20 protein-coding genes are annotated in these 21,239 nt (G+C 43.5%); 2 read left to right on the top strand and 18 right to left on the bottom strand.

Annotation, left to right across the window (positions count from 1 at the left end; translation table 11 throughout):
• The 5 genes from aroC to MK385_RS01370 are packed head-to-tail and all read right to left on the bottom strand — an operon-like array spanning position 1 to position 4,944.
• Positions 1-1,167 carry a chorismate synthase gene (gene aroC, locus MK385_RS01390; RefSeq protein ID WP_268725073.1) on the bottom strand — a complete coding sequence of 389 codons (1,167 nt, stop codon included), beginning with the start codon at positions 1,165-1,167 and terminating at the stop codon, positions 1-3.
• A gap of 9 nt (positions 1,168-1,176) precedes the next feature.
• A complete protein-coding gene (aroB, locus tag MK385_RS01385) occupies positions 1,177-2,244 on the bottom strand; it encodes a 3-dehydroquinate synthase (RefSeq protein ID WP_049478777.1) in 1,068 nt (355 codons plus the stop codon).
• An 18-nt stretch (positions 2,245-2,262) separates the two neighbouring features.
• Entirely contained in the window at positions 2,263-3,117 is an 855-nt protein-coding gene (locus MK385_RS01380; RefSeq protein ID WP_268725072.1) for a shikimate dehydrogenase, read from the bottom strand.
• Positions 3,107-3,784, bottom strand: a complete 678-nt coding sequence (gene aroD, locus MK385_RS01375; RefSeq protein ID WP_070657510.1) for a type I 3-dehydroquinate dehydratase — start codon at positions 3,782-3,784, stop codon at positions 3,107-3,109. The genes MK385_RS01380 and aroD overlap by 11 nt, the downstream gene beginning before the upstream one ends.
• Positions 3,781-4,944 carry a class I SAM-dependent rRNA methyltransferase gene (locus MK385_RS01370; protein ID WP_268725071.1) on the bottom strand — a complete coding sequence of 388 codons (1,164 nt, stop codon included), beginning with the start codon at positions 4,942-4,944 and terminating at the stop codon, positions 3,781-3,783. The genes aroD and MK385_RS01370 overlap by 4 nt, the downstream gene beginning before the upstream one ends.
• A gap of 272 nt (positions 4,945-5,216) precedes the next feature.
• Here MK385_RS01370 and MK385_RS01365 point away from each other — a divergent pair, with 272 nt between their 5' ends.
• On the top strand, positions 5,217-6,665 hold the full coding sequence (locus MK385_RS01365; RefSeq protein WP_268725070.1) for an alpha-amylase: 1,449 nt from the start codon (positions 5,217-5,219) through the stop codon (positions 6,663-6,665).
• Between the two features lie 87 nt (positions 6,666-6,752).
• Here the strand turns inward: MK385_RS01365 and alaS are convergent, their stop codons facing one another.
• The 9 genes from alaS to budA all read right to left on the bottom strand — a co-directional run bounded on the left by alaS (position 6,753) and on the right by budA (position 16,586).
• Complete coding sequence (gene alaS, locus MK385_RS01360) at positions 6,753-9,371, bottom strand: alanine--tRNA ligase (protein ID WP_268725069.1); 2,619 nt, start codon at positions 9,369-9,371, stop codon at positions 6,753-6,755.
• A 20-nt stretch (positions 9,372-9,391) separates the two neighbouring features.
• The gene (locus MK385_RS01355) at positions 9,392-9,877 is read right to left on the bottom strand and encodes an LURP-one-related/scramblase family protein (protein ID WP_000847087.1); all 486 of its coding nucleotides are present in this window, start codon (positions 9,875-9,877) and stop codon (positions 9,392-9,394) included.
• Between the two features lie 257 nt (positions 9,878-10,134).
• Complete coding sequence (locus tag MK385_RS01350; RefSeq protein WP_049479160.1) at positions 10,135-11,205, bottom strand: ABC transporter substrate-binding protein; 1,071 nt, start codon at positions 11,203-11,205, stop codon at positions 10,135-10,137.
• On the bottom strand, positions 11,202-11,975 hold the full coding sequence (locus MK385_RS01345; protein ID WP_268725068.1) for an ABC transporter permease: 774 nt from the start codon (positions 11,973-11,975) through the stop codon (positions 11,202-11,204). The genes MK385_RS01350 and MK385_RS01345 overlap by 4 nt, the downstream gene beginning before the upstream one ends.
• On the bottom strand, positions 11,972-12,778 hold the full coding sequence (locus tag MK385_RS01340) for an ABC transporter permease (protein WP_000754114.1): 807 nt from the start codon (positions 12,776-12,778) through the stop codon (positions 11,972-11,974). Before MK385_RS01340 ends, MK385_RS01345 begins: the two co-directional genes overlap by 4 nt.
• A complete protein-coding gene (locus MK385_RS01335; protein ID WP_268725067.1) occupies positions 12,759-13,916 on the bottom strand; it encodes an ABC transporter ATP-binding protein in 1,158 nt (385 codons plus the stop codon). Before MK385_RS01335 ends, MK385_RS01340 begins: the two co-directional genes overlap by 20 nt.
• Before the next feature lie 159 nt (positions 13,917-14,075).
• Positions 14,076-14,981 carry a UDP-N-acetylmuramate dehydrogenase gene (murB, locus tag MK385_RS01330; RefSeq protein ID WP_061406829.1) on the bottom strand — a complete coding sequence of 302 codons (906 nt, stop codon included), beginning with the start codon at positions 14,979-14,981 and terminating at the stop codon, positions 14,076-14,078.
• A gap of 111 nt (positions 14,982-15,092) precedes the next feature.
• Positions 15,093-15,845, bottom strand: coding sequence for a YhfC family intramembrane metalloprotease (locus tag MK385_RS01325; protein ID WP_268725066.1), 753 nt, complete (start codon positions 15,843-15,845; stop codon positions 15,093-15,095).
• Between the two features lie 9 nt (positions 15,846-15,854).
• A complete protein-coding gene (gene budA, locus MK385_RS01320) occupies positions 15,855-16,586 on the bottom strand; it encodes an acetolactate decarboxylase (RefSeq protein ID WP_000375405.1) in 732 nt (243 codons plus the stop codon).
• Between the two features lie 144 nt (positions 16,587-16,730).
• Between budA and MK385_RS01315 the strand changes: the two genes are divergently transcribed.
• Positions 16,731-18,002, top strand: coding sequence for an aminotransferase-like domain-containing protein (locus tag MK385_RS01315; protein WP_268725065.1), 1,272 nt, complete (start codon positions 16,731-16,733; stop codon positions 18,000-18,002).
• 20 nt (positions 18,003-18,022) lie between these two features.
• Here the strand turns inward: MK385_RS01315 and MK385_RS01310 are convergent, their stop codons facing one another.
• The 4 genes from MK385_RS01310 to pstB (MK385_RS01295) all read right to left on the bottom strand — a co-directional run bounded on the left by MK385_RS01310 (position 18,023) and on the right by pstB (MK385_RS01295) (position 21,233).
• A complete protein-coding gene (locus MK385_RS01310) occupies positions 18,023-18,838 on the bottom strand; it encodes an ABC transporter substrate-binding protein (protein WP_268725064.1) in 816 nt (271 codons plus the stop codon).
• 155 nt (positions 18,839-18,993) lie between these two features.
• Positions 18,994-19,647 carry a phosphate signaling complex protein PhoU gene (gene phoU, locus MK385_RS01305; RefSeq protein WP_000946469.1) on the bottom strand — a complete coding sequence of 218 codons (654 nt, stop codon included), beginning with the start codon at positions 19,645-19,647 and terminating at the stop codon, positions 18,994-18,996.
• Between the two features lie 11 nt (positions 19,648-19,658).
• Positions 19,659-20,417: a phosphate ABC transporter ATP-binding protein PstB gene (gene pstB, locus MK385_RS01300; RefSeq protein WP_001287329.1), complete on the bottom strand. Its 759-nt coding sequence runs from the start codon at positions 20,415-20,417 to the stop codon at positions 19,659-19,661.
• A gap of 12 nt (positions 20,418-20,429) precedes the next feature.
• On the bottom strand, positions 20,430-21,233 hold the full coding sequence (gene pstB / locus MK385_RS01295) for a phosphate ABC transporter ATP-binding protein PstB (protein ID WP_000049851.1): 804 nt from the start codon (positions 21,231-21,233) through the stop codon (positions 20,430-20,432).
• Between the last annotated feature and the right edge of the window lie 6 nt (positions 21,234-21,239).

The raw sequence follows: 21,239 nt of genomic DNA, 5'->3' as shown, positions 1-21,239 counted from the left end.
TTAATAGTTCTTTGTATAGTCTCGGTGTTTGGCTACCGCTTCTTTTAATTCCTCTAGGTTATCGGATGAAAATTTTTCAAGAATTTCCTGCGCTAGAACTGTTGCTACAACAGCCTCCATGACAACACCTGCTGCTGGAAGAGCGGTTGGATCACTTCTCTCAACAGTTGCCTTATAGGGTTCGTGAGTCTCGATATCCACACTCATAAGAGGTTTATAAAGAGTAGGAATGGGTTTCATAACGCCACGAACAACGATGGGTTGCCCATTAGTCATACCACCTTCAAAACCACCTAGATTATTGGTACGCCGAGTATAGCCGTCTTCTTTAGACCAGAGAATTTCATCCATAACTTGGCTGCCTTTGCGGTAACCAGCTTCAAATCCAAGACCAAATTCCACCCCTTTAAAGGCATTGATAGAAACAACTGCTTGGGCCAATCGCGCATCCAATTTTCTGTCCCATTGGACATAGGAGCCAAGGCCAACTGGAACGCCTCCGACGACTGTCTCTACAACCCCACCGATGGTATCACCGTCACGTTTGATTTGGTCAATATAGTCCTTGATTTCCTGTTCCCGCTCTTGGTTGACAATAGAAACTTCAGACTGGGCAGCTCGTTCCTTAATCTCAGCCACTGTCAGATTTTCAGGTACATCGATTTCCTTGCCACCAAAGACCACGACATGGTTGGCAATCTCCATATTTAGCTCAGCCAAAAGTCGTTTGGCTACTGCCCCAACAGCCACTCGCATGGTGGTTTCACGGGCAGATGACCTCTCCAAGGAATTTCGCAAATCATCAAAACGGTACTTAATGCCCCCAACTAAATCGGCATGACCTGGGCGAGGATGGGTAATTTTTCTCTTGCTTTTAAGGCGGTCTTCAATGTCCTCAGCAGACATGATATCCAGCCATTTTTGGTGGTCCTTATTGATGACATCCATGGTAATAGGTGCCCCTGTCGTCTTCCCGTGACGAACGCCCGAAGTAAAGACAACCTGGTCACTCTCAATCTTCATACGGCCACCACGACCGTAGCCACCCTGACGGCGTTTAAGGTCTCCATTAATATCCTCTGCTGTCAAAGGAAGTCCAGCTGGAATTCCTTCAATAATAGCCGTCAAACGGGGGCCGTGTGATTCTCCTGCAGTTAAATATCTCATACGTTCTCCTTATTTTACCAAGTAGTCTTTCATCTCTTCCAGAGAAACTGGGTGAATGGTCGCTGAACCAAGCTCTGGAACTAAGACCAATTTCAAGGTGTTTCCACGCGCTTTTTTATCATGAGTCAAAGCTTGATAAAGTTTGTCAACATCCCAGTTTTCATAATCAACAGGCAAGCCAAATTTCTGGCACATCTCTGTAATGGACTGGGTTATTCCTTCTGGCATGAGGCCTTTTCCCTCAGCAACCTTGGAAATCTGAACCATGCCCATGGCCACAGCCTCTCCATGCATGACCTTGCCATAACCGGCAGTCGCTTCAATAGCATGACCAATAGTGTGCCCAAAATTGAGGTAAAGACGAACACCGTTATCCAACTCATCTTCGACCACCATCTTGCGCTTAACCTGACAAGAATGTTCAATCAAAGTCTCTGCATGTTCCAAAATGCTCTCTACAGAACCATCTAGCTCCATCAAGAGAGCCCACAGTTCTGGATCCTCAATCAAGCCGTACTTGATAACCTCGCCCATCCCCTCAATCAGCTCTCTTTTTCCAAGCGTTTCTAGGACAAGCGGGTCAATCAGAACCCCATCTGGTTGGGCAAAAGTTCCCACCATATTTTTAGCAAAAGGAGTATTGACACCCGTCTTTCCACCAATAGACGAATCAACCTGGGCTGTCAAACTAGTCGGAATCTGAACAAAGTGAATGCCCCGCATATAGGTAGAGGCTACAAAACCAGCTAGGTCCCCAACGACACCACCACCAAGAGCCACGATCCCATCGCTACGAGTCAACCCCTGCTTGACTAGAAATTCATAGACTTTCTGAACAGTTGTTAAATTTTTTCGTTCTTCGCCTTCTAAAAAGTCAAAAACAGCTACCTGAAAACCAGCATCTTCTAGGCTGAGTTTAATCTTCTCTGCATAGAGAGAAGCTACATGGTTATCGGTTACAATGACCACTTTTTGAGGTTGCCAGAGTTCTCGCAACCATTGACCAGCCTGAGCCAGACAACCTTTTTCAATCTGAATATCATAAGGATGATGCGGAATATCGATTCTGATTTTCATAGGAGGGTCTCCTTTTCACTATTTATATTTTTCTGTTAAGGACTGCCAAATTTCTTCTGTCGGCATTTCTTTACCTGTCCACAGTTGAAAAGCTTCAGCAGCCTGATAGAGCAACATTCCTAGACCATTGACAGCTGGATTGCCCTGCCTCCTAGCCCATTTCAAAAATGGCGTTTCAAAGGGTTGGTAAATGATATCTGCGACCAAGAGAGCCTCTGGCAAATTGATACTTTCTGGAACTGGCGACGACTGGCCATCCATCCCAACACTAGTCGCGTTGACGAGCAGGTCCGACTCGGCAATCCTTGATTGCAGTTGAGAAAGATCTTCTAAAGCATACAAGTCCACTTTAAAGCCCGTTTGCTCCTGCAACTTGTCTAGATAAGGTCTTGTTTTTTCCATAGAAGCTAAACGAACAAAGACTGAAATCTGACTGGCCCCGTCCAAAATGGCTTGTGCCAAGATTGATTTGGCCGCACCACCTGCGCCCAGAATGGTCATTTTCTTATCCGAGATTGTAAAAGAAGGCAAGCTCTTAAAGAATCCCTTGCCATCTGTATTATATCCAATTAACGTTCCGTCTTGATTAACAACTGTGTTGACCGCCCCAATCAAACGAGCTTCATCACTCAACTCATCCAGATAAGGAATAACCTGCTCCTTGTAAGGCATAGACAGGTTGATGCCAAACATCTGGTAACGGCGAATATTGGCGACTGTTTCTGCCAAATCACCCGCTTCAATCTCCCAAGCTACATAGACACCATTGGTAGCTGTCGCCTCAAAGGCCCTATTGTGGATAAAGGGTGAAATAGAGTGTTTGATGGGATTGGCAACAACTGCAGCTAAACGTGTATAGCCATCAAGCTTCATCCAAAATCTCCCTGATTCTCTTCATGTTTGATAGCGAAATCTGACCTGGGGCACTCGCTTCATCCAGACTAGCAAATGACCAACTTGAACCCGTCACATCTGAAGTAATGCGTGATACCTTGCCCATTTTCCCCATGGAAATGGTCACGTACTCTTGCTCAGGATTGAGTGTCTTAAATCCTCGAGTGTAATTCATCAGGTCTAAAACATCCTGCTCCGTATGGGCCATAACTGATACCTTGACCACTTTCGGAGAGAGACTGGTCAACTCAGACAAAATTTCCATCATGTTTTCAGGTGTCTCCTGGAAATTATGGTAACTCAAAACAAGATTTGGAAAATCCAACATTTCCTCAAAAACGTCCTTGTAGCTGAAATACTCAAAATCTACATAATCCGGCTGATAAAGCTGAGTAACTTCCTTAATGATTTGAACATACTCTTCTGAGGAAAGTTCGATTTCTCCTCCCTCAGCGCGGGTCCGAAGGGTAAATACAAGTTCGCGTCCTGCAAATTTCTCAAAGATAGCGGGTGCTACCTGTAAAATAGCGTCCTTTGTAAGAAAGTCCGCACGCCACTCAATGATATCGGCATCTTCATACCTAGTTGCATCCAGTTCTTGCGCTTCTTCTAAACTTCTTGGCATCACTGAAACGATTAATTTCATCTACTAACCTTCATACTAATCACCTTGAGGTAATTACTGCTTTCATCTTTTTTATTATAGGCAAAGTCTGCTGGAAGACCATATTGGTTCAAGATCTGATACCTTCTTCCTGCAAAACCTTTATCAATTTGTTCTGTAAATTTCTGGCGGGAAACATTGGCAGCATTGGTACTGGCAATGATAATCCCTCCCGGATTTAAAATCTCTAGACTTTGGGAAATCAACTTGTGATAGTCCTTAGCTACAGAGAATGTTTGTTTTTTATTGCGGGCAAAGCTCGGCGGATCAAGAACAATCACATCATAGGTCAAGCCTTTTCTCTTGGCGTACTTGAAGTACTCAAAGACATCCATAACGATAAAACGATGATTGTCCGTGCTGAGTCCATTTGCTTGAAAATGAGCCTCTGACAGCTCTCTAGACCGTTTGGCCAAGTCGACAGAAGTCGTCTCACTCGCGCCTCCCATAGCTGCAGCAACTGAAAAGGCAGCCGTATAGGAAAACATATTGAGCAAGGATTTTCCCATGGCTAGACCGTCAACCAGACTCCCACGAACCTCATGCTGGTCTAGGAAAATCCCTGTCATCAAGCCATCATTCATAAAGACTTGATAGAGTATGCCATTCTCAAGAACAGTAAAATCATCTGGCGCTTCCTCACCATAAACATAGGCAGACTCATAGTCTAGACCTTTAAAACGAATCTTTTCATAAGCCCCCAAGACCTCAGGAAAAACTTCCTTAAAAGCCTTTACTATCAGCTCACGAATCTGGTAAACAAAGGAGTTGTACCAAGAAAAGACAGCATAATCTCCATAGAGATCAACAGTCAGACCACCAAAACCATCCCCCTCTTGGTTAAAAAGGCGAAAGGCAGTAGTCAAGTCATCTTGATAATAAGGCTTTCTAGCTTCCTTGGCCTTACAAAACAGAATTTCAAAAAAGGCTTGATTGAAACCAACCTTTTCCTTGCTGATGAACCAACCGATTCCCTTGTTCTGCTGGGAAAGATAGGCGCTCCCTAAAAACTTTCCGTCTTGACTAAGAACTTCTACTGCCTGATCCGTCAGTTCAATATCTGTTAAATCACTCGCTTCCAAAAGAACTAGACCCTTAGCTAGCTTTTTTTCAACACGTCTGCTGACCCTAATTCTATTCATAGCTACTATTATAGCAAATTTTGTGACAATTCTCAAAAAAGAAACCGTTTAACCATATGTACTTTAGTTTACTGAGTGTCATTTTTGTTCAAATAAGTTTATGCCATTTACTTTTTCGCCAAGATATCCTCTCCCTTGTAGTGGAAGGAGAGTTTTCACGCGCTAAAAATAGACAAATTCAGAAATGAGTATAGAATCTTGCGCAAACGTTTGCCTAGTTCTAAACTTTATGGTAGAATAAAACACAACATTGATAAGCAAGAGGAAAAACAATGCAAAATCAGACACTTATGCAATACTTTGAATGGTATCTGCCTCATGACGGCCAACACTGGACGAGATTGGCAGATGACGCAGAACACCTAGCAAATCTTGGTATCAGTCATGTCTGGATGCCACCTGCCTTCAAGGCAACCAACGAAAAAGATGTAGGCTATGGTGTTTACGATCTTTTTGACCTAGGCGAATTTCACCAAAAAGGGACTGTCCGTACCAAGTATGGGTTTAAAGAAGACTATCTTCAAGCCATTCAAGCCCTAAAAGCACAGGGAATTCAACCTATGGCCGATGTGGTGCTCAATCACAAGGCTGCTGCCGATCATATGGAAGCCTTTCAGGTTATTGAAGTGGATCCTGAGGATCGTACCGTTCAACTAAGCGAGCCCTTTACTATCAATGGCTGGACTCACTTTACTTTCGATGGCCGCCAAGATATCTACAATGACTTCCACTGGCACTGGTACCACTTCACAGGTACAGACTACGATGCCAAGCGCCGTAAATCTGGCATTTACCTGATCCAGGGGGACAACAAAGGCTGGGCAAATGAGGAATTGGTCGATAACGAAAACGGCAACTACGACTATCTCATGTACGCTGACCTGGACTTTAAGCATCCTGAAGTCATCCAAAACATCTATGACTGGGCTGACTGGTTCATGGAAACGACTGGTGTAGCTGGTTTCCGTTTGGATGCCGTTAAGCACATCGACTCCTTCTTTATGGGCAATTTCATCCGTGATATGAAGGAAAAATACGGTCAAGATTTCTATGTTTTTGGGGAATTTTGGAACCCTGACAAGGAAGCTAACCTAGACTATCTCGAGAAAGTAGAAGAACGTTTTGACCTTGTCGATGTTCGCCTCCACCAAAACCTCTTTGAAGCTAGCCATGCTGGAGCAAATTATGACCTTCGTGGCATTTTCACAGATAGCTTGGTTGAACTAAAACCCGATAAGGCTGTAACCTTTGTCGACAACCATGATACTCAACGAGGACAAGCCCTTGAGTCTACTGTTGAAGAATGGTTCAAGCCAGCAGCCTATGCCCTTATTCTATTACGCCAAGATGGTCTTCCATGTGTCTTTTACGGAGATTATTATGGCATTTCAGGGCAATTTGCTCAACAAGATTTCAGAGAAGTTCTTGACCGTCTCCTAGCCATCCGAAAAGACTTGGCTTATGGAGAGCAAACAGACTACTTTGACGATGCCAACTGTATCGGATGGGTTCGTTCAGGTGCTGAACATCAATCCCCAATCGCTGTCCTTATCTCAAATGACCAAGAAAACAGCAAGGCTATGTTTGTCGGACAAGAATGGGCTGACCAAACCTTTGTTGACCTCCTTGAAAATCACCCAGCACAAGTTACAATCAATGCTGAAGGTTATGGAGAATTCCCAGTAGCGGCGGGTTCAGTCAGTGTCTGGGCAGCAAAATAAACCTATCAGGTACAAGTCAAATCCAACCGGATTTGGCTTTTTTGTATGCACAAAAAGACCTACCCGAGTGGATAGATCTTTGCTTGATTACAATTTACCTGCTACTGCATCCAAGAGTTCTTGGATTTTCGCTTGGTTGCTTCCTCCTGCCATGGCCATGTCTGGTTTACCACCACCACGTCCATCGACGATTGGAGCCAATTCTTTGATCAGGTTTCCTGCATGCACATCTTTTGTCTTGCTTGCTACAAGAACATTCACCTTGTCACCGATAGCTGCGACAAGAACAAGCACATCAGAGTAGTCTTTTTGTTTCCAGTTATCCGCAAAGGTACGAAGGGCACCTGCGTCTGATACAGAAACTTGGCTTGCAATGTAACGGTGTCCGTTGACTTCCTTCACTTCCTTGAAGACATCGCCTGCGACGGCGGCTGCTGCTTTTTCCTTCAATTCTGCATTTTCTTTTTGCAATTGACGGAGTTGCTCTTGAAGCCCTTCGACCTTGTGAGGAACTTCCTTGAGTTGAGGTGCTTTAAGAGTTGCCGCGACTGCTTTCAGTGCATCTTCTTGTTCGCGATAGGCTTCAAAGGCTTCCTTACCAGTTACTGCCAAGATACGGCGAGTTCCTGATCCGATTCCTTCTTCTTTGACAATCTTGAAGAGACCGATCTCAGAAGTGTTGCCAACGTGGGTACCACCACAGAGTTCCACTGAGTAGTCACCGATGGTTACAACACGAACTTCCTTACCGTATTTCTCACCAAAGAGGGCCATAGCTCCCATTTCTTTAGCAGTGTCAATATCAGTCTCAACAGTTTCTACTGCAATTGCTTCCCAGATTTTTTCATTGACTTGCTGTTCAATGGCACGCAATTCTTCTGGAGTCACTGCTTGGAAGTGAGTGAAGTCAAAGCGAAGGAATTCGACTTCGTTCAGAGATCCTGCTTGTGTCGCATGGTGACCAAGGATATTGTGAAGAGCCGCATGGAGCAAGTGAGTCGCAGTGTGGTTTTTCATGACACGGTGACGACGATTGCTGTCAATAGCCAAGGTGTATTCTTGGTTCAAAGCAAGTGGTGCAAGAACTTCAACAGTATGAAGAGCTTGTCCGTTTGGTGCTTTTTGCACATCCGTCACATTCGCTACGACATTTCCTTTAGCATCCAAGATTTGACCATGGTCAGCTACCTGTCCACCCATTTCAGCGTAGAATGGAGTCTCTGCAAAGATAAGAGAGGCAGTTCCTTCAGATACAGCTTCTACTTCAGCATTGTCCGCTACGATAGCCACTAACTTAGAAGGCAATTGGCTGGCATTGTAGTTGAAGACACTTTCCACTGTAATGTTTTGAAGGGTTTCATTTTGCATACCCATTGAGCCACCCTTAACAGCTGATGCACGCGCACGTTCTTGTTGCTCTTTCATGGCTGCTTCAAAACCTTCACGGTCTACAGTCATACCAGCTTCTTCAGCGATTTCTTCTGTCAACTCAACTGGAAATCCATATGTATCGTAGAGTTTGAAGACATCTTGCCCCGCGATAACGTTTTGACCTTTGGCTTTCAAGTCAGCTACGATGGTTTCTGCAAAGTGTTGACCTGAGTGAAGGGTACGAGCAAAGGATTCTTCCTCGCTCTTGACAATTTTCTCGATAAAGTCACGTTTTTCAAGCACTTCTGGGTAGTAGCTTTCCATGATTTTTCCAACAGTTGGAACGAGTTTGTAAAGGAAAGGCTCGTTGATACCCAATTTTTGACCGTGCATAGAAGCACGACGGAGCAAACGACGAAGAACATAACCACGACCTTCGTTTCCTGGAAGGGCACCATCACCGATGGCAAATGAAAGGGAACGAATGTGGTCTGCAATGACCTTGAAGCTCATGTTGTCGCCATCTTGGTCGTAGACCTTACCAGACAATTTCTCAACTTCACGAATGATTGGCATGAAGAGGTCTGTTTCAAAGTTAGTCTTAGCCCCTTGGATAACGGCCACCAAACGCTCCAAACCAGCGCCCGTATCAATGTTCTTGTGCGGCAATTCCTTGTACTCGCTACGAGGAACAGCAGGATCAGCGTTAAATTGTGACAAAACGATGTTCCAGATTTCGATGTAACGGTCATTTTCGATATCTTCTGCAAGCAGACGAATACCGATATTTTCTGGGTCAAATGCTTCTCCACGGTCAAAGAAGATCTCAGTATCAGGTCCAGAAGGTCCCGCACCGATTTCCCAGAAGTTGTCTTCGATTGGGATCAAGTGGCTTGGATCCACTCCTACTTCAATCCAGCGGTTATAAGAATCCTTATCGTCTGGATAGTAGGTCATATAAAGTTTTTCAGCTGGGAAATCAAACCATTCTGGGCTTGTCAAGAGCTCATAAGCCCAAGTGATGGCTTCATCACGGAAATAATCACCAATAGAGAAGTTCCCCAACATTTCAAACATAGTATGGTGGCGCGCAGTCTTCCCTACGTTTTCAATATCGTTAGTACGGATAGCTTTTTGCGCATTGGTAATACGTGGATTTTCAGGGATAATGGTTCCGTCAAAGTATTTCTTAAGGGTTGCTACCCCAGAGTTAATCCACAAAAGAGTTGGGTCATTTACAGGAACCAAGCTGACTGATGGTTCGACAGAGTGGCCTTTACTTGCCCAGAAATCAAGCCACATTTGGCGAACTTGAGCACTAGATAGTTGTTTCATAATATCTCCTTATTACTTGTTTAATTTGATTGGCTTTCCAGCATCTCCACATAGTCAATCGCGACACAGAGGGAAATGACTAGGTCTGCATAAGAGTCTTCATAGACGGTTACGGTGTAAGTTGAGGTCAAATGGAAAATCTCTTTCCGAATCTCGGCAATCACTTGGTCGCGGTCATCCAACAATTTGAAATTCAAATCCCAGATATTGCCCTCGATACGAAGCCCCAGATTGTCAAACTCATACTTATCTCGCCAGAAGGTCAACTTCTTACGAATAACGAAATTGGAACCGTTTCGTAGCTGAATAGTAAAGCGAGGAAGCAAGGTGAAAAATTCTTTACTAATCTCACTGACCTGCTCACCATAGGCATCATAGATGGTAAAGGTCTTAGGAATTTGGAAGAAAGAGCCCTCCACCTGATAGTTCACTACTCCTCTATCATCCTTGATATCGAAGCGTTCGCCTCCAAGACGAAACTTTTGTTTCACGAGAAATGTCTTCATAAACACCTCCAAAAATCAAAAGACAAGTTCACATCACGAAGGGCGAAAAACCGCGGTACCACCTTCATTCAATGAACTTGTCATTCTCTTAATCTTATGCAATTGTCTGATTGAGTAGCATGACTTCCTAGCTTAGATGGCTCGCAGCACCGCCATTTCTCTGGACTAAGATGACAGAAAATCAATTCTCAACTTTCTTATTATATCGTTTTTTGGGTTCTGCGTCAACTAGGAAAGCTGACAAGAAAGCATATCTCCTACTTCCGGTACATTTTAAACTGTAGGAAGAGGTCGCTGTATTTTCCTGTCCATTTATGGTCAAATTTCTCATAAACTTCTAGGTGTTTCATGGTATCAGCGTCTGGATAGAAGGATTTGTCCTCACGAGTCTCCTCTGGGAGCATTTCCTTAGCTGGTAGGTTGGGTGTTGAGTAACCTACATACTCCGCATTTTTCAGAGCATTTTCGGGTTTCAACATAAAGTTGATAAAGGCATAGGCGGCATCTTGGTTTTTCACGGTTTTTGGAATGACCATGTTATCAAACCAGAGATTGCTGGCCTCAGTCGGAACGACATACTTGAGGTTAGGATTTTTCTCCAACATCTGGCTGGCTTCCCCAGAGAAAGTCACACCGATGGCAGCATTATTCTGAATCATGTAACCCTTCATCTCGTCTGCCACAATGGCCTTGATATTTGGGGTCAATTTGTAGAGCTTATCCACTGTCTCTTCCAGCTGCTGAGGATCCTTGGAGTTGAGACTGTAACCGAGTGAGTTAAGCCCGAGTCCCAGCACCTCACGCGCCCCATCAAAGAGCATGATGGAATCCTTGTATTCTGGTTTCCAGAGGTCATCCCAATGCTCGGGCGCCTCATCTATCATAGTTTCATTGTAAACAATTCCCAAGGTTCCCCAGAAGTACGGGATGGAGAATTTGTTGCCCGGGTCAAAAGACTGGTTGAGGAACTCAGGTCCGATATTTTCGATTCCTTCAATTTTTGAATAATCAAGCGGAACTAAGAGGTCTTCGTCCTTCATCTTGTTGATCATGTATTCACTAGGGATAGCAATGTCGTAGGTCGTTCCACCCTGCTTGATCTTGGTATACATGGCCTCGTTGGAGTCAAAGGTCTCGTACTGTACTTGGATTCCTGTTTCTTCTGTGAATTTCTCCAAGAGTTCTGGATCGATATAGTCCCCCCAGTTGTAAATAACCAATTTCTGACTGTCTCGGCTATTGATTTTACTGTCTAGATGAGTCGCAATCCCCCACAAGACAAGGATAATCGCTACAATTCCTGCTAAAAATGAATAGAGTTTTTTCATGCTCGCTCCTCCTTCTCACGTGAGATAAAGTAATAACCTACAACTAGGATAATACTAAAGAGAAAGACAAGGGCAGAGAGGGCATTGATCTCTAACGAAATTCCCTTACGAGCACGAGAGTAAATCTCGACTGATAGAGTCGAAAAGCCATTCCCTGTGACAAAGAAGGTCACGGCAAAATCATCTAGCGAATAGGTGAAGGCCATGAAATAACCTGCAATGATAGACGGTGTCAGGTACGGTAGCATGATTTCCTTAAACATCTGAAACTGGCTGGCTCCCAAGTCATAGGCCGCATGGATCATGTCATCATTCATTTCCTTGAGACGAGGCAAGACCATCAAGACCACGATAGGGATGGAAAAGGCCACGTGGCTAGATAGAACCGTCAAAAAGCCAAGTGAAAACTTAAGCTGGGTAAAGAGAATCAAGAAACTGGCACCAATCATAACGTCAGGCGCAACCATGAGGATATTATTGAGTGATAAAAAGGCTTCTTGGTATTTCTTACGAGACTGGTAGATATAGATAGCACCGAAAGTCCCGATAATGGTCGCAATCAAGGCAGCTAGAAAGGCCAAGAAAAAGGTTTGAGTGAGGATCAACATGAGACGGCCATCACCAAACATGGTTTTAAAATGGCTCAAGCTAAAGCCGGTAAAACTATTCATATCATCCCCTGCGTTAAAGGCGTAGCCAATCAGGTAAAAAATTGGCAAATAAAGGACGATAAAGACAAAGGCTAGGTAGAGATTGGCAAATTTTTTCATCGTTCTCTCCTTTCCTTGGTCACCCACATGGTGATGAACATGGTCAGGATGAGGATCACACCAATGGTTGAACCCATACCATAGTTATCATTGGTCAGGAAGTTCTGCTCAATAGCCGTTCCCAGCGTGATAACGCGGTTCCCACCGATTAAACGTGTCAGCATGAAGAGACTCAAACTTGGGATAAAGACAGACTGAACCCCACTTCTCACTCCATTCATCGATAGAGGGAAGATGACATGGCGGAAGGTCTCCCACTTGGTCGCACCGAGGTCATAGCTGGCATTGATGAGATTGTTATCCATATCATCCAAGACATTGAAAATGGGCAAAATCATAAAGGGAAGCTCGATGTAACTTGCGACAAAGATAAAGGAGAAATCGGTAAAGAGCAACTGCTGCGAACCGATTCCAATAAATTCTAGGAATTGATTAATAGAGCCATTTTGACCAAAAATTCCGATAAAGGCATAGGCCTTGAGGAGCAAATTGATCCAAGTTGGCAAAATAATCAGCATAAGCCAGAGTTGACGGTGCTTGAGACGAGTCAAAAAGAGGGCTGTTGGATAGCTGATGAGCAGTGTTACCAAGGTGACAATCCCTGCATAAAGCACAGAGTTGAAACTCATTTTAAGATAGGTCAAATTTTGTGACGCAAAGTAAGATTTATAATTTTCTAAACTAAACTGCCCTTCGATGTTGAAAAAGGATTGTCCAAAAATCAGGACCAAGGGTGCGAGAACAAAGAGGGCGATCCAAAGCATATAGGGCACTACAAAGAGTTTAGAGGTTGTTTTCTTCATCTCTTTCCTCCTCGATCGCGTTTATCAGACCTGCTTCTTGCTCTTCGATTTCTACGTACTCCTCGATACGTGCATCGAACTCTTCTTCGGTTTCGTTGAGACGCATGATGTGGATGTCTTCTGGTTCAAAGTCCAGACCGATTTCCTCACCCACAATGGCCTTACGAGTCGAGTGGATCATCCATTCATTTCCAAGTTCGTCATAGGCAATAATCTCGTAGTGAACCCCACGGAAAAGCTGGGTATCAACCTTAACTTGGAGCTTGCCTTCCTCAGGAAGGGTAATGCGCAAGTCCTCTGGACGAATGACAATCTCGACAGGCTCATTTGGCTTCATCCCCCCATCGACCGCTTCAAAGCGTTTGCCGTTAAACTCGACCAAGTAATCCTCAATCATGGTTCCTGGCAAGATGTTGGACTCACCGATAAAGGTGGCAACAAAATGGTTGATCGGCTCATCATAGATGTCCACAGGTGTTCCAGACTGGACAATCTCGCCATCATTCATAACGAAAATCCAGTCACTCATGGCAAGAGCTTCTTCCTGATCGTGAGTGACAAAGACAAAGGTAATCCCCAATCGTTGCTGCAATTCACGCAGTTCGTACTGCATGTCTGTTCGCAATTTCAAGTCCAGCGCTGACAAGGGCTCGTCCAGCAAGACCACACGGGGTTGGTTGATGATGGCACGGGCAATGGCTACACGCTGACGTTGTCCTCCAGAGAGTTTGCGGATGGAACGTCTTTCATAACCTTCCAGCTGAACCATCTTGAGAACTTCCGCTACGCGTTGTTCGATTTCTTTCTTGTCGACTTTACGCAAGCGGAGTGGAAAGGCAACATTTTCAAACACATTCATATGTGGAAACAAGGCATAGGATTGGAAGACCGTATGGACGTCTCGTTTATTAGTTGGGATGTCATTGATCCGCACCCCATCCAGTAAAATATCACCTGTCGTTGCATCTAGTAAACCTGCAATGATGTTCAGGATGGTTGATTTTCCTGAACCAGATGCGCCTAATAGGGTATAGAACTTTCCTTCTTCTAACTCAAAGTTAATGTCTTTGAGAACCTTGGTGTTGCTGTCTTCAAAAACTTTAGAGACGTTTTTGAATTCAATAATTGGTTTTTTCAATTGTCATAAATTCCTTCTTTTTCATAAATTAACAGATCAGGGCTCTGTCAGGCCGCTACTACCTCGTGTAGGAGATTAAACTGCCTACATACATCTTCACTAACGATAGGCTTTCACCCCCTTTACAATGGTTATAGCAGCAACTTTTCTACCCCAACCTTATTCTTTCTCACCCAAAATACGAACTTCCCTCTCAAGAGTGACACCTGAGTGTTCCTTGACTTTTTCGATAACAGATTGGATCAAGTCTTCATAGTCTTTGGCCGTTCCGTCAGCAACATTGATCATGAAACCTGCGTGTTTTTCAGATACTTCCACACCACCGATACGATAGCCTTTCAAGCCAGCCTCTGAAATCAACTGTCCTGCAAAATGCCCCACTGGACGCTTAAAGACTGAACCACAAGATGGGTACTCTAAAGGTTGTTTGAGTTCACGTAGGTGCGTCAAGCGATCCATTTCTTGCTTAATGACCTGATGATTCCCTGGAGATAGGGCAAATTTAGCTGACAAAACAACAGCCCCAGAATCCTGAATAGCTGAATGACGGTAACCAAAAGCCAAATCCTTGGCAGATAAGGTCTCGATTTCCCCTTCCTTGGTCAAAATTTGACAAGACTGCAAGATATGAGCAATCTCTCCTCCATAGGCACCCGCATTCATAAAGACAGCTCCACCGATGCTTCCAGGAATCCCACAAGCAAACTCAAAACCAGTCAAACTATGACGGAGGGCAATACGTGTTGTTTCGATCAAGTTCGCTCCTGCTTCCGCTTCAATGGTATAGCCATCAACTGAAACGTTATTAAGCTTATCGCACAAGATGACAAAACCACGGATTCCACCTTCACGAACAATGATATTGCTGGCATTCCCAAGCACCATCCAAGGAATATTCTCTTGATTGGCAAATTGGACGACACGGGCCATCTCATAGCGATTGCGTGGCAAAACTAGATAATCCGCTCGACCTCCTACCTTTGTATAGGTATAGGTCTTCAAGGGTTCCTTAAAACGAATATCGATTCCTTCTAGGATTTCAAGCATTTTTTCTTTTACTGACATGTCACTCTTCCTTTTTCAAAATTCATTCCATTATACCATTTTTAGAGACATTTGACGACCATAAAAAGAGCTTGTTTTATCTTTACATAAAAAAAGAGGTCACCCCTCTTTTTATGATTTTTTCCAAAATGTAAATTTTGTCAGCCAGATAAAGACTAAAAGTTCTACGAGAAGAACAAACTCAACTAGAAGCGGATTTGCAATCCATCCCACTTGAGATAAGGCTGGAGCCAAGTCAAACAAGGCATGCAAACCATAGGCGGCAAGGAGGTAGATCCATTTCTTTTGACGGACACTTTGATAGACCCAGATAGAGAGACCAATTTGCAGAACCAGAGCAAGCACACGTTCAACTCCTAGTAAATAAACCTGCCATACAGAAAGAGACTGAACCGTTTCGAGTGTAGATTTTGGAAGAAGATTGGCTACATCAGTATTTGAAGACTGGATGAGTGAAAAGAGAATCAAAAGACTGATCAAGCTTCCCATTCCGAGATAGAGCATTTCCAAGCCCCCATGTCCCAAACCATAAGCCAAAGCATCTCGATCTTCTAGCTTTCTCTTTTTCTCCAACCATTTAAAAAAGACAAGACGAGCTGTTTCCTCAAAGAGGGTCGCCATGGCGATTCCATAAAGCACATATAAGAAAGGCTGCTCCTGCATAAGCGGAATGGTTCCATCTTTTTGCGGATGGAGTATCAGAAGGTGAACCATCTTCTCTAACACTTGAGAAGAAACAAAAAATGCGATTGCCCCCAAGCCCATCACTGCAAGAGAGATTTTAAACCGTTTTTTGGCATACCAAGTTCCACTTACTAGAATGAGAACCAAAGCGATCATGGTGAGGATAATATGTACTGTCATCTTTTTCTCCTATTCTGACTTATCAATATCTTTCTTCATCTCGTCAACGTTAAATTTGGCAAATAAATACTGGCGATCTTGGACTGGAAAACGTTGGTCCAACTGGTCGACTGCCCCAACCTCAATCATTCCTTCTTTGATAACAAAGTCCATCACATGCCCACCAAAGGTCAAATCATCTGAGATAAAATGCAAATGGTAGCCTGCAACACTCACTCCATGGAAAATCTCCGGTGTCCAAAATCCAACAATGGTTCCCGATACATTTTCACGGCTATATTCAGGTTGGTGTGTCGCTACATCAGCAAACTTGGTATCAGGTGTGGATTTGGGAATCATCCGCACGTGCATTTGTGAAAATTCGCCATGAATCTTGATGGAGCGAAAAAGATTTTCCCCATCATAGTAGGACTCAATTCGTTTTTCCAATTCCTTATCCGTCATCTCAAAGCGCTGACGAAAAATCACTTCTGCCTGATGAGGAACCACTGCTGCATAGGGAATAAGGGCATCCGCTGCCACTTCAACGATTTCAGGCGTTTGACCAGATCCCTTGGCTTGATAAGCCTTGCCATCAAGGACAATCAACTCCCCGTCAATCGAATCCAAAGTCCCCAAACCAAGATCACCATGTTCTAGCAATTCTCCCACTGTCATGGTTCCGCCATAGAGACCAGCCATTAGGGCACCTAGAGTATTGTATTGAAATAATTTTACCGGTTCCTGCACTTTTCTATCCATTCTCTTTCTTATCTTCTGTTCAATGAATCATCATACTTTCTAAGTATACCACATTTGCTCCTAGTTGTGAAAGGGGGAATGCTTTTCCCATTGCAAAGGAGGCAAAAAAAAGGTACAATGTAACAAAATCAACGGAGGTCTGGAATGAAGAAAGAAAGTAAATACCAAGTAGTCGTTTCCTTTCTAAAAAAGGGGATCGAATCAGGAAAATTTCCAACAGGTAGCCGGCTTCCCTCCATCCGTCAACTGAGCCAAGACTTCCACTGTAGCAAGGACACTATCCAACGAGCCCTGCTGGAATTACGCCATGAACAATACCTCTATGCCAAACCCCAAAGTGGTTACTATGTTCTGGAACAAGGACAGCATCAGGACTTGGAAATCGAAGTCACTGACGAACATGCCAGTGCCTATGACGACTTCAGACTCTGTGTCAATGAAACACTGATTGGAAGAGAAAACTACCTCTTCAACTACTATGATAACCAAGAAGGGCTTGAGGAACTGAGACAATCTGTCCATCAACTTCTTTTCAACCAAGCCCTCTACTGCAAACCCGACCAACTGGTTCTAACATCTGGTACCCAGCAAGCTCTCTTTATCCTTTCTCAGATTGACTTCCCGAGCGAGGGAGAGGAGATTTTAGTCGAACAACCGACTTACCACCGAATGAATCGTCTCTTGGTCGCTCAAGGATTGGCCTACCAAACCATTGAACGCCGTATTGATGGCATTGACCTTGAAGAACTGGAAAAACAGTTCAAATCTGGGAAAATCAAGTTTTTCTATACCATTCCTCGCTTCCACTATCCCCTAGGTCATTCCTATTCTGATCAGGAAAAAAAGGCTATTCTGGATCTAGCAAACCAGTATGGTGTTTACATCGTAGAGGATGACTATTTAGGGGACCTAGATCCTAGGAAGAGCCAAACCTTCCACTATCTGGATACTGAAGATCGGGTCATTTATATCAAGTCCTTCTCAACCAGTCTCTTTCCAGCCCTTCGTATTACCGCTCTCATTCTCCCAAATGCCCTAAAAGAGGCCTTTGTTTCCTACAAAAATATCCTGGACTATGACAGCAATCTCATCATGCAAAAGGCGCTCTCTCTTTACATCGATAGTCAGTTATTTGAAAAAAATCGATTGACCAGACTGACCCTTCAAGAGAACTATCAGACTCAGATAAAGAAAGTACTTGAAAAAAACACCTGTCCCTTACCCCACTATCCTCTACACGATGGTCTTTTGCTTGATTTGAGACACTATCCTAAGATTGCCAGTTTGAAACACAGCTCACTCAAATTAGACTTTTTTGAGAAGGCTTATTTGGACGCCTGTCCTTATCAGTTTGCCAAAGTCACTCTTGAAAATCTAGAAGAGCTATTAGAATACATAATAGCAGAGTTGGATTAAAGTCCAACTCTGCTCTTTTCTTATTGTTCAACTTCTGTTAGTTTCGCTGCCTTTTCAAGATAAGTTTGATAGGTTCCGTCATCTTTCAGTTTTTGGATAACCTTATCGACTACTGCTTTCAAGTCTGACTGATCCTTCTTAATAGCAACAGCATTTGCTTCGCCATCTTTCATTGTCAAGTTAACAGATGCAACGACAAGGTCTGAGTTTTTACCTGCGTAGCTAAGAGCAACTGGTTCATCCATATGAACCGCATCCACTTTTCCAGCTTGCAATTCATTAACCGCTTCCCCCATATTGGTCAAGGATGTCAACTGGGCATTTGGTAATTGTTCCTTGACCATGGTTTCTGGCACAGTTCCCTTTTGAGCTGCGATATTGGCACTTGCGAGGCTTGAAAGATCCTTGTATTTGTCTAAATCGGCTTTTCTAACCAAGAAGCTCATTTTGTTTTCATAGTAAGGGATTGAAAAGTCAAAGACTTCCTTTCTCTCATCTGTAGCACTAATACCTGCAATGGCCAAGTCAGCCTTTCCAGTTTGAAGGCTAGTCAAGACATTGTCAAAACTCATGCTAGAGATTTCAAGCTTCACTCCAAGTTCATCCGCAATCGCTTGAGCCATATCAATATCTGCTCCAACTACCTGGTTTTTACCATCTACCAAGGCTTGGAATTCAAACGGTGCATAGTCTGGGCTGGTCGCAACGACTAGCTTTCCTTTTTGTTTAATAGCGTCCACAGCAGACTGGGAACTATCTGTTCCTGACTGGCAAGCTACTAAAACCACACTGGCAAGCATGCTACACACAACTAATATCCATTTCTTGAATTTCATAAATAAACGACCTTTCTGTTAATTCTGAATAATTATAACTCTTTTAAAAATAGTTGTCAACCCTTTTAAAGATTTTGATTGTAAAACAATTCTTTTCATAAAAAGAAGACTGATTTATTTTAATCAGCCTTATTTCTGTATATTTAAACCGTTTCTTATAGTTCGACAATCTTACCTGTTTCAAAGTAAACAACCCATTCACAGATATTTTTTGCGTAGTCTCCAATACGTTCCAAGAAAGAAATGACCTGGAAGTAATCACGACCTGTAACGATAGCTTCAGGATTTTTCCTAATTTCTTCTGTAGCCAAATCACGGATGCTATCAAAGTAATGGTTGATTTTTTCATCCATAGCCGCGACTTCGTAGGCTTGATCCACAGAACCGTTGAGATAGAGATCTAGAGCTGCTTCGACGAAATTTTTCACGTCGCGTCCCATCTTTTTGATTTCTTCTTCAACAGAAGGGATACGTTGCTCCCCCTTCATACGAATGGTCGCCTCAGCGATAGACACTGCATGATCTCCCATGCGTTCCACGTCTGACACTGCCTTGAGAACGGTCAAGACGGTACGAAGGTCTTGCGAAACAGGTTGTTGGAGGGCGATCATTTCAAATGATTTCTTTTCTAACTTCACTTCATATTCATTTACTTCTGCATCGTCTTCGATGACTTCTTTTGCCAAATCACGGTCATGCGTAACAAAGGCACGCACTGTACGATTGATCTGCGAGAGCACTTCTTGTCCCATAGCATAGAACTGGTTGTGCAATTTCTCCAAATCTTCTTCAAATTGAGATCGTAACATCATTCAACTCCTTATCCAAATTTTCCTGTAATATAATCTTCTGTTTCCTTGTTTTGTGGGTCTAGGAACATCTTCTTCGTATCGTTAAACTCGATCAAATCCCCATCTAGGAAAAATCCTGTTTTATCAGAGATACGTGAGGCCTGTTGCATCGAACGCGTTACCAAGAGCATGGTGTACTTATCTTTCAGACCATACAAGGTTTCCTCAATCTTACCTGCAGAAATAGGATCCAAAGCCGAAGTTGGTTCATCTAAGAGGATAATTTTGGGACTGGTTGCTAAGACACGAGCAACACAAACACGTTGTTGTTGTCCACCTGAGAGACCAATGGCCGAATCATGCAAACGATCCTTTACTTCATCCCAGATAGAAGCACGTTGCAAGGCCTTTTCGACCGCTTCATCAAGGACTTGCTTGTCCTTAACCCCATTGATACGTAGCCCATAGACAACATTTTCGTAGATAGACATAGGGAAGGGATTGGGCTGTTGAAAGACCATACCGATTTCCTTACGCAATTCAACCGTATCAGTACGGGGACTGTAGATATTGTGACCATTATAGACTACTGATCCAGTTGTTGTCACCTCAGGATTGAGATCGCCCATGCGGTTGATGGCTTTGAGTAGGGTGGACTTTCCTGATCCAGATGGACCTATCAAGGCCGTTATTTCCTTAGGTTGGAAAGAAAGGGAAACACTATTCAAGGCCTTCTTTTTATTGTAATAAACGGACAGGTCTGAGACCTGTAAAATCGCTTCTGACATACCATTTCCTTTCTAACCAAAGTGTCCCGTTACATAGTCATTGGTTGACTGTAACTTAGCATTTTGGAAAATATTGGATGTCTTATCATACTCAATCAAATCACCCAGGTAGAAAAATCCTGTGTAGTCACTTGCACGCGCAGCCTGTTGCATACTGTGGGTAACGATAATGATGGTAAAGTCCTTCTTCAATTCCAACATGGTTTCTTCCAGTTGGGCTGTCGCAATCGGATCCAAGGCTGAAGCCGGTTCATCCATCAAGAGGATATCTGGCTTAACAGAGATGGCGCGAGCGATACAGAGACGTTGTTGCTGACCTCCAGAAAGCATCAAGGCTGATTTGTGGAGGTCGTCTTTGACCTGATCCCAAAGGGCAGCCTGTCGGAGAGAGGTTTCGACAATTTCATCAAGGACTTTCTTGTCCTTAACACCTGCACGTTCATGAGCAAAAGTAATGTTGCGATAAATAGACTTGGCAAATGGATTTGGACGTTGAAAGACCATTCCGATATGCTTGCGCATCTCATAGACATTGATTTCTGGACGATTAACGTCAATCCCTCGATAGAGGATTTGACCTGTGACCTTGGCAATATCAATGGTATCATTCATCCGATTGAGACTGCGAAGATAAGTAGATTTCCCTGATCCAGAGGGGCCAATCAAGGCTGTTATTTTATTTTTTTCAAATTGCATATCGATGCCCTTGATGGATTCATTTTTACCATAGTAAACATGTAAATCCTTGGTAGAGAGGGCCACTTTTTCTTCAGGGAAGGTGATGATATGCTTTTCATCCCAGTTATATTTTGACATGGCTTC

Source organism: Streptococcus oralis, from assembly GCF_026782125.1.
Taxonomy (GTDB): Bacteria; Bacillota; Bacilli; order Lactobacillales; family Streptococcaceae; genus Streptococcus; species Streptococcus oralis_CE.
This window is presented reverse-complemented; position numbering and strand designations above follow the sequence as displayed.

What these genes read in the sequence shown, in the direction of transcription:
- alaS (WP_268725069.1), bottom strand. Translation starts at nt 9,371, where the DNA reads ATGAAACAACTATCTAGTGCTCAAGTTCGCCAAATGTGGCTTGATTTC.
- budA (WP_000375405.1), bottom strand. Translation starts at nt 16,586, where the DNA reads ATGGATAGAAAAGTGCAGGAACCGGTAAAATTATTTCAATACAATACT.
- aroD (WP_070657510.1), bottom strand. Translation starts at nt 3,784, where the DNA reads ATGAAATTAATCGTTTCAGTGATGCCAAGAAGTTTAGAAGAAGCGCAA.
- MK385_RS01340 (WP_000754114.1), bottom strand. Translation starts at nt 12,778, where the DNA reads ATGAAGAAAACAACCTCTAAACTCTTTGTAGTGCCCTATATGCTTTGG.
- MK385_RS01355 (WP_000847087.1), bottom strand. Translation starts at nt 9,877, where the DNA reads ATGAAGACATTTCTCGTGAAACAAAAGTTTCGTCTTGGAGGCGAACGC.
- MK385_RS01310 (WP_268725064.1), bottom strand. Translation starts at nt 18,838, where the DNA reads ATGAAATTCAAGAAATGGATATTAGTTGTGTGTAGCATGCTTGCCAGT.
- MK385_RS01365 (WP_268725070.1), top strand. Translation starts at nt 5,217, where the DNA reads ATGCAAAATCAGACACTTATGCAATACTTTGAATGGTATCTGCCTCAT.
- MK385_RS01345 (WP_268725068.1), bottom strand. Translation starts at nt 11,975, where the DNA reads ATGAAAAAATTTGCCAATCTCTACCTAGCCTTTGTCTTTATCGTCCTT.
- murB (WP_061406829.1), bottom strand. Translation starts at nt 14,981, where the DNA reads ATGTCAGTAAAAGAAAAAATGCTTGAAATCCTAGAAGGAATCGATATT.
- aroC (WP_268725073.1), bottom strand. Translation starts at nt 1,167, where the DNA reads ATGAGATATTTAACTGCAGGAGAATCACACGGCCCCCGTTTGACGGCT.
- pstB (WP_001287329.1), bottom strand. Translation starts at nt 20,417, where the DNA reads ATGTCAGAAGCGATTTTACAGGTCTCAGACCTGTCCGTTTATTACAAT.
- MK385_RS01380 (WP_268725072.1), bottom strand. Translation starts at nt 3,117, where the DNA reads ATGAAGCTTGATGGCTATACACGTTTAGCTGCAGTTGTTGCCAATCCC.
- MK385_RS01370 (WP_268725071.1), bottom strand. Translation starts at nt 4,944, where the DNA reads ATGAATAGAATTAGGGTCAGCAGACGTGTTGAAAAAAAGCTAGCTAAG.
- MK385_RS01350 (WP_049479160.1), bottom strand. Translation starts at nt 11,205, where the DNA reads ATGAAAAAACTCTATTCATTTTTAGCAGGAATTGTAGCGATTATCCTT.
- phoU (WP_000946469.1), bottom strand. Translation starts at nt 19,647, where the DNA reads ATGTTACGATCTCAATTTGAAGAAGATTTGGAGAAATTGCACAACCAG.
- MK385_RS01315 (WP_268725065.1), top strand. Translation starts at nt 16,731, where the DNA reads ATGAAGAAAGAAAGTAAATACCAAGTAGTCGTTTCCTTTCTAAAAAAG.
- aroB (WP_049478777.1), bottom strand. Translation starts at nt 2,244, where the DNA reads ATGAAAATCAGAATCGATATTCCGCATCATCCTTATGATATTCAGATT.
- MK385_RS01325 (WP_268725066.1), bottom strand. Translation starts at nt 15,845, where the DNA reads ATGACAGTACATATTATCCTCACCATGATCGCTTTGGTTCTCATTCTA.
- pstB (WP_000049851.1), bottom strand. Translation starts at nt 21,233, where the DNA reads ATGTCAAAATATAACTGGGATGAAAAGCATATCATCACCTTCCCTGAA.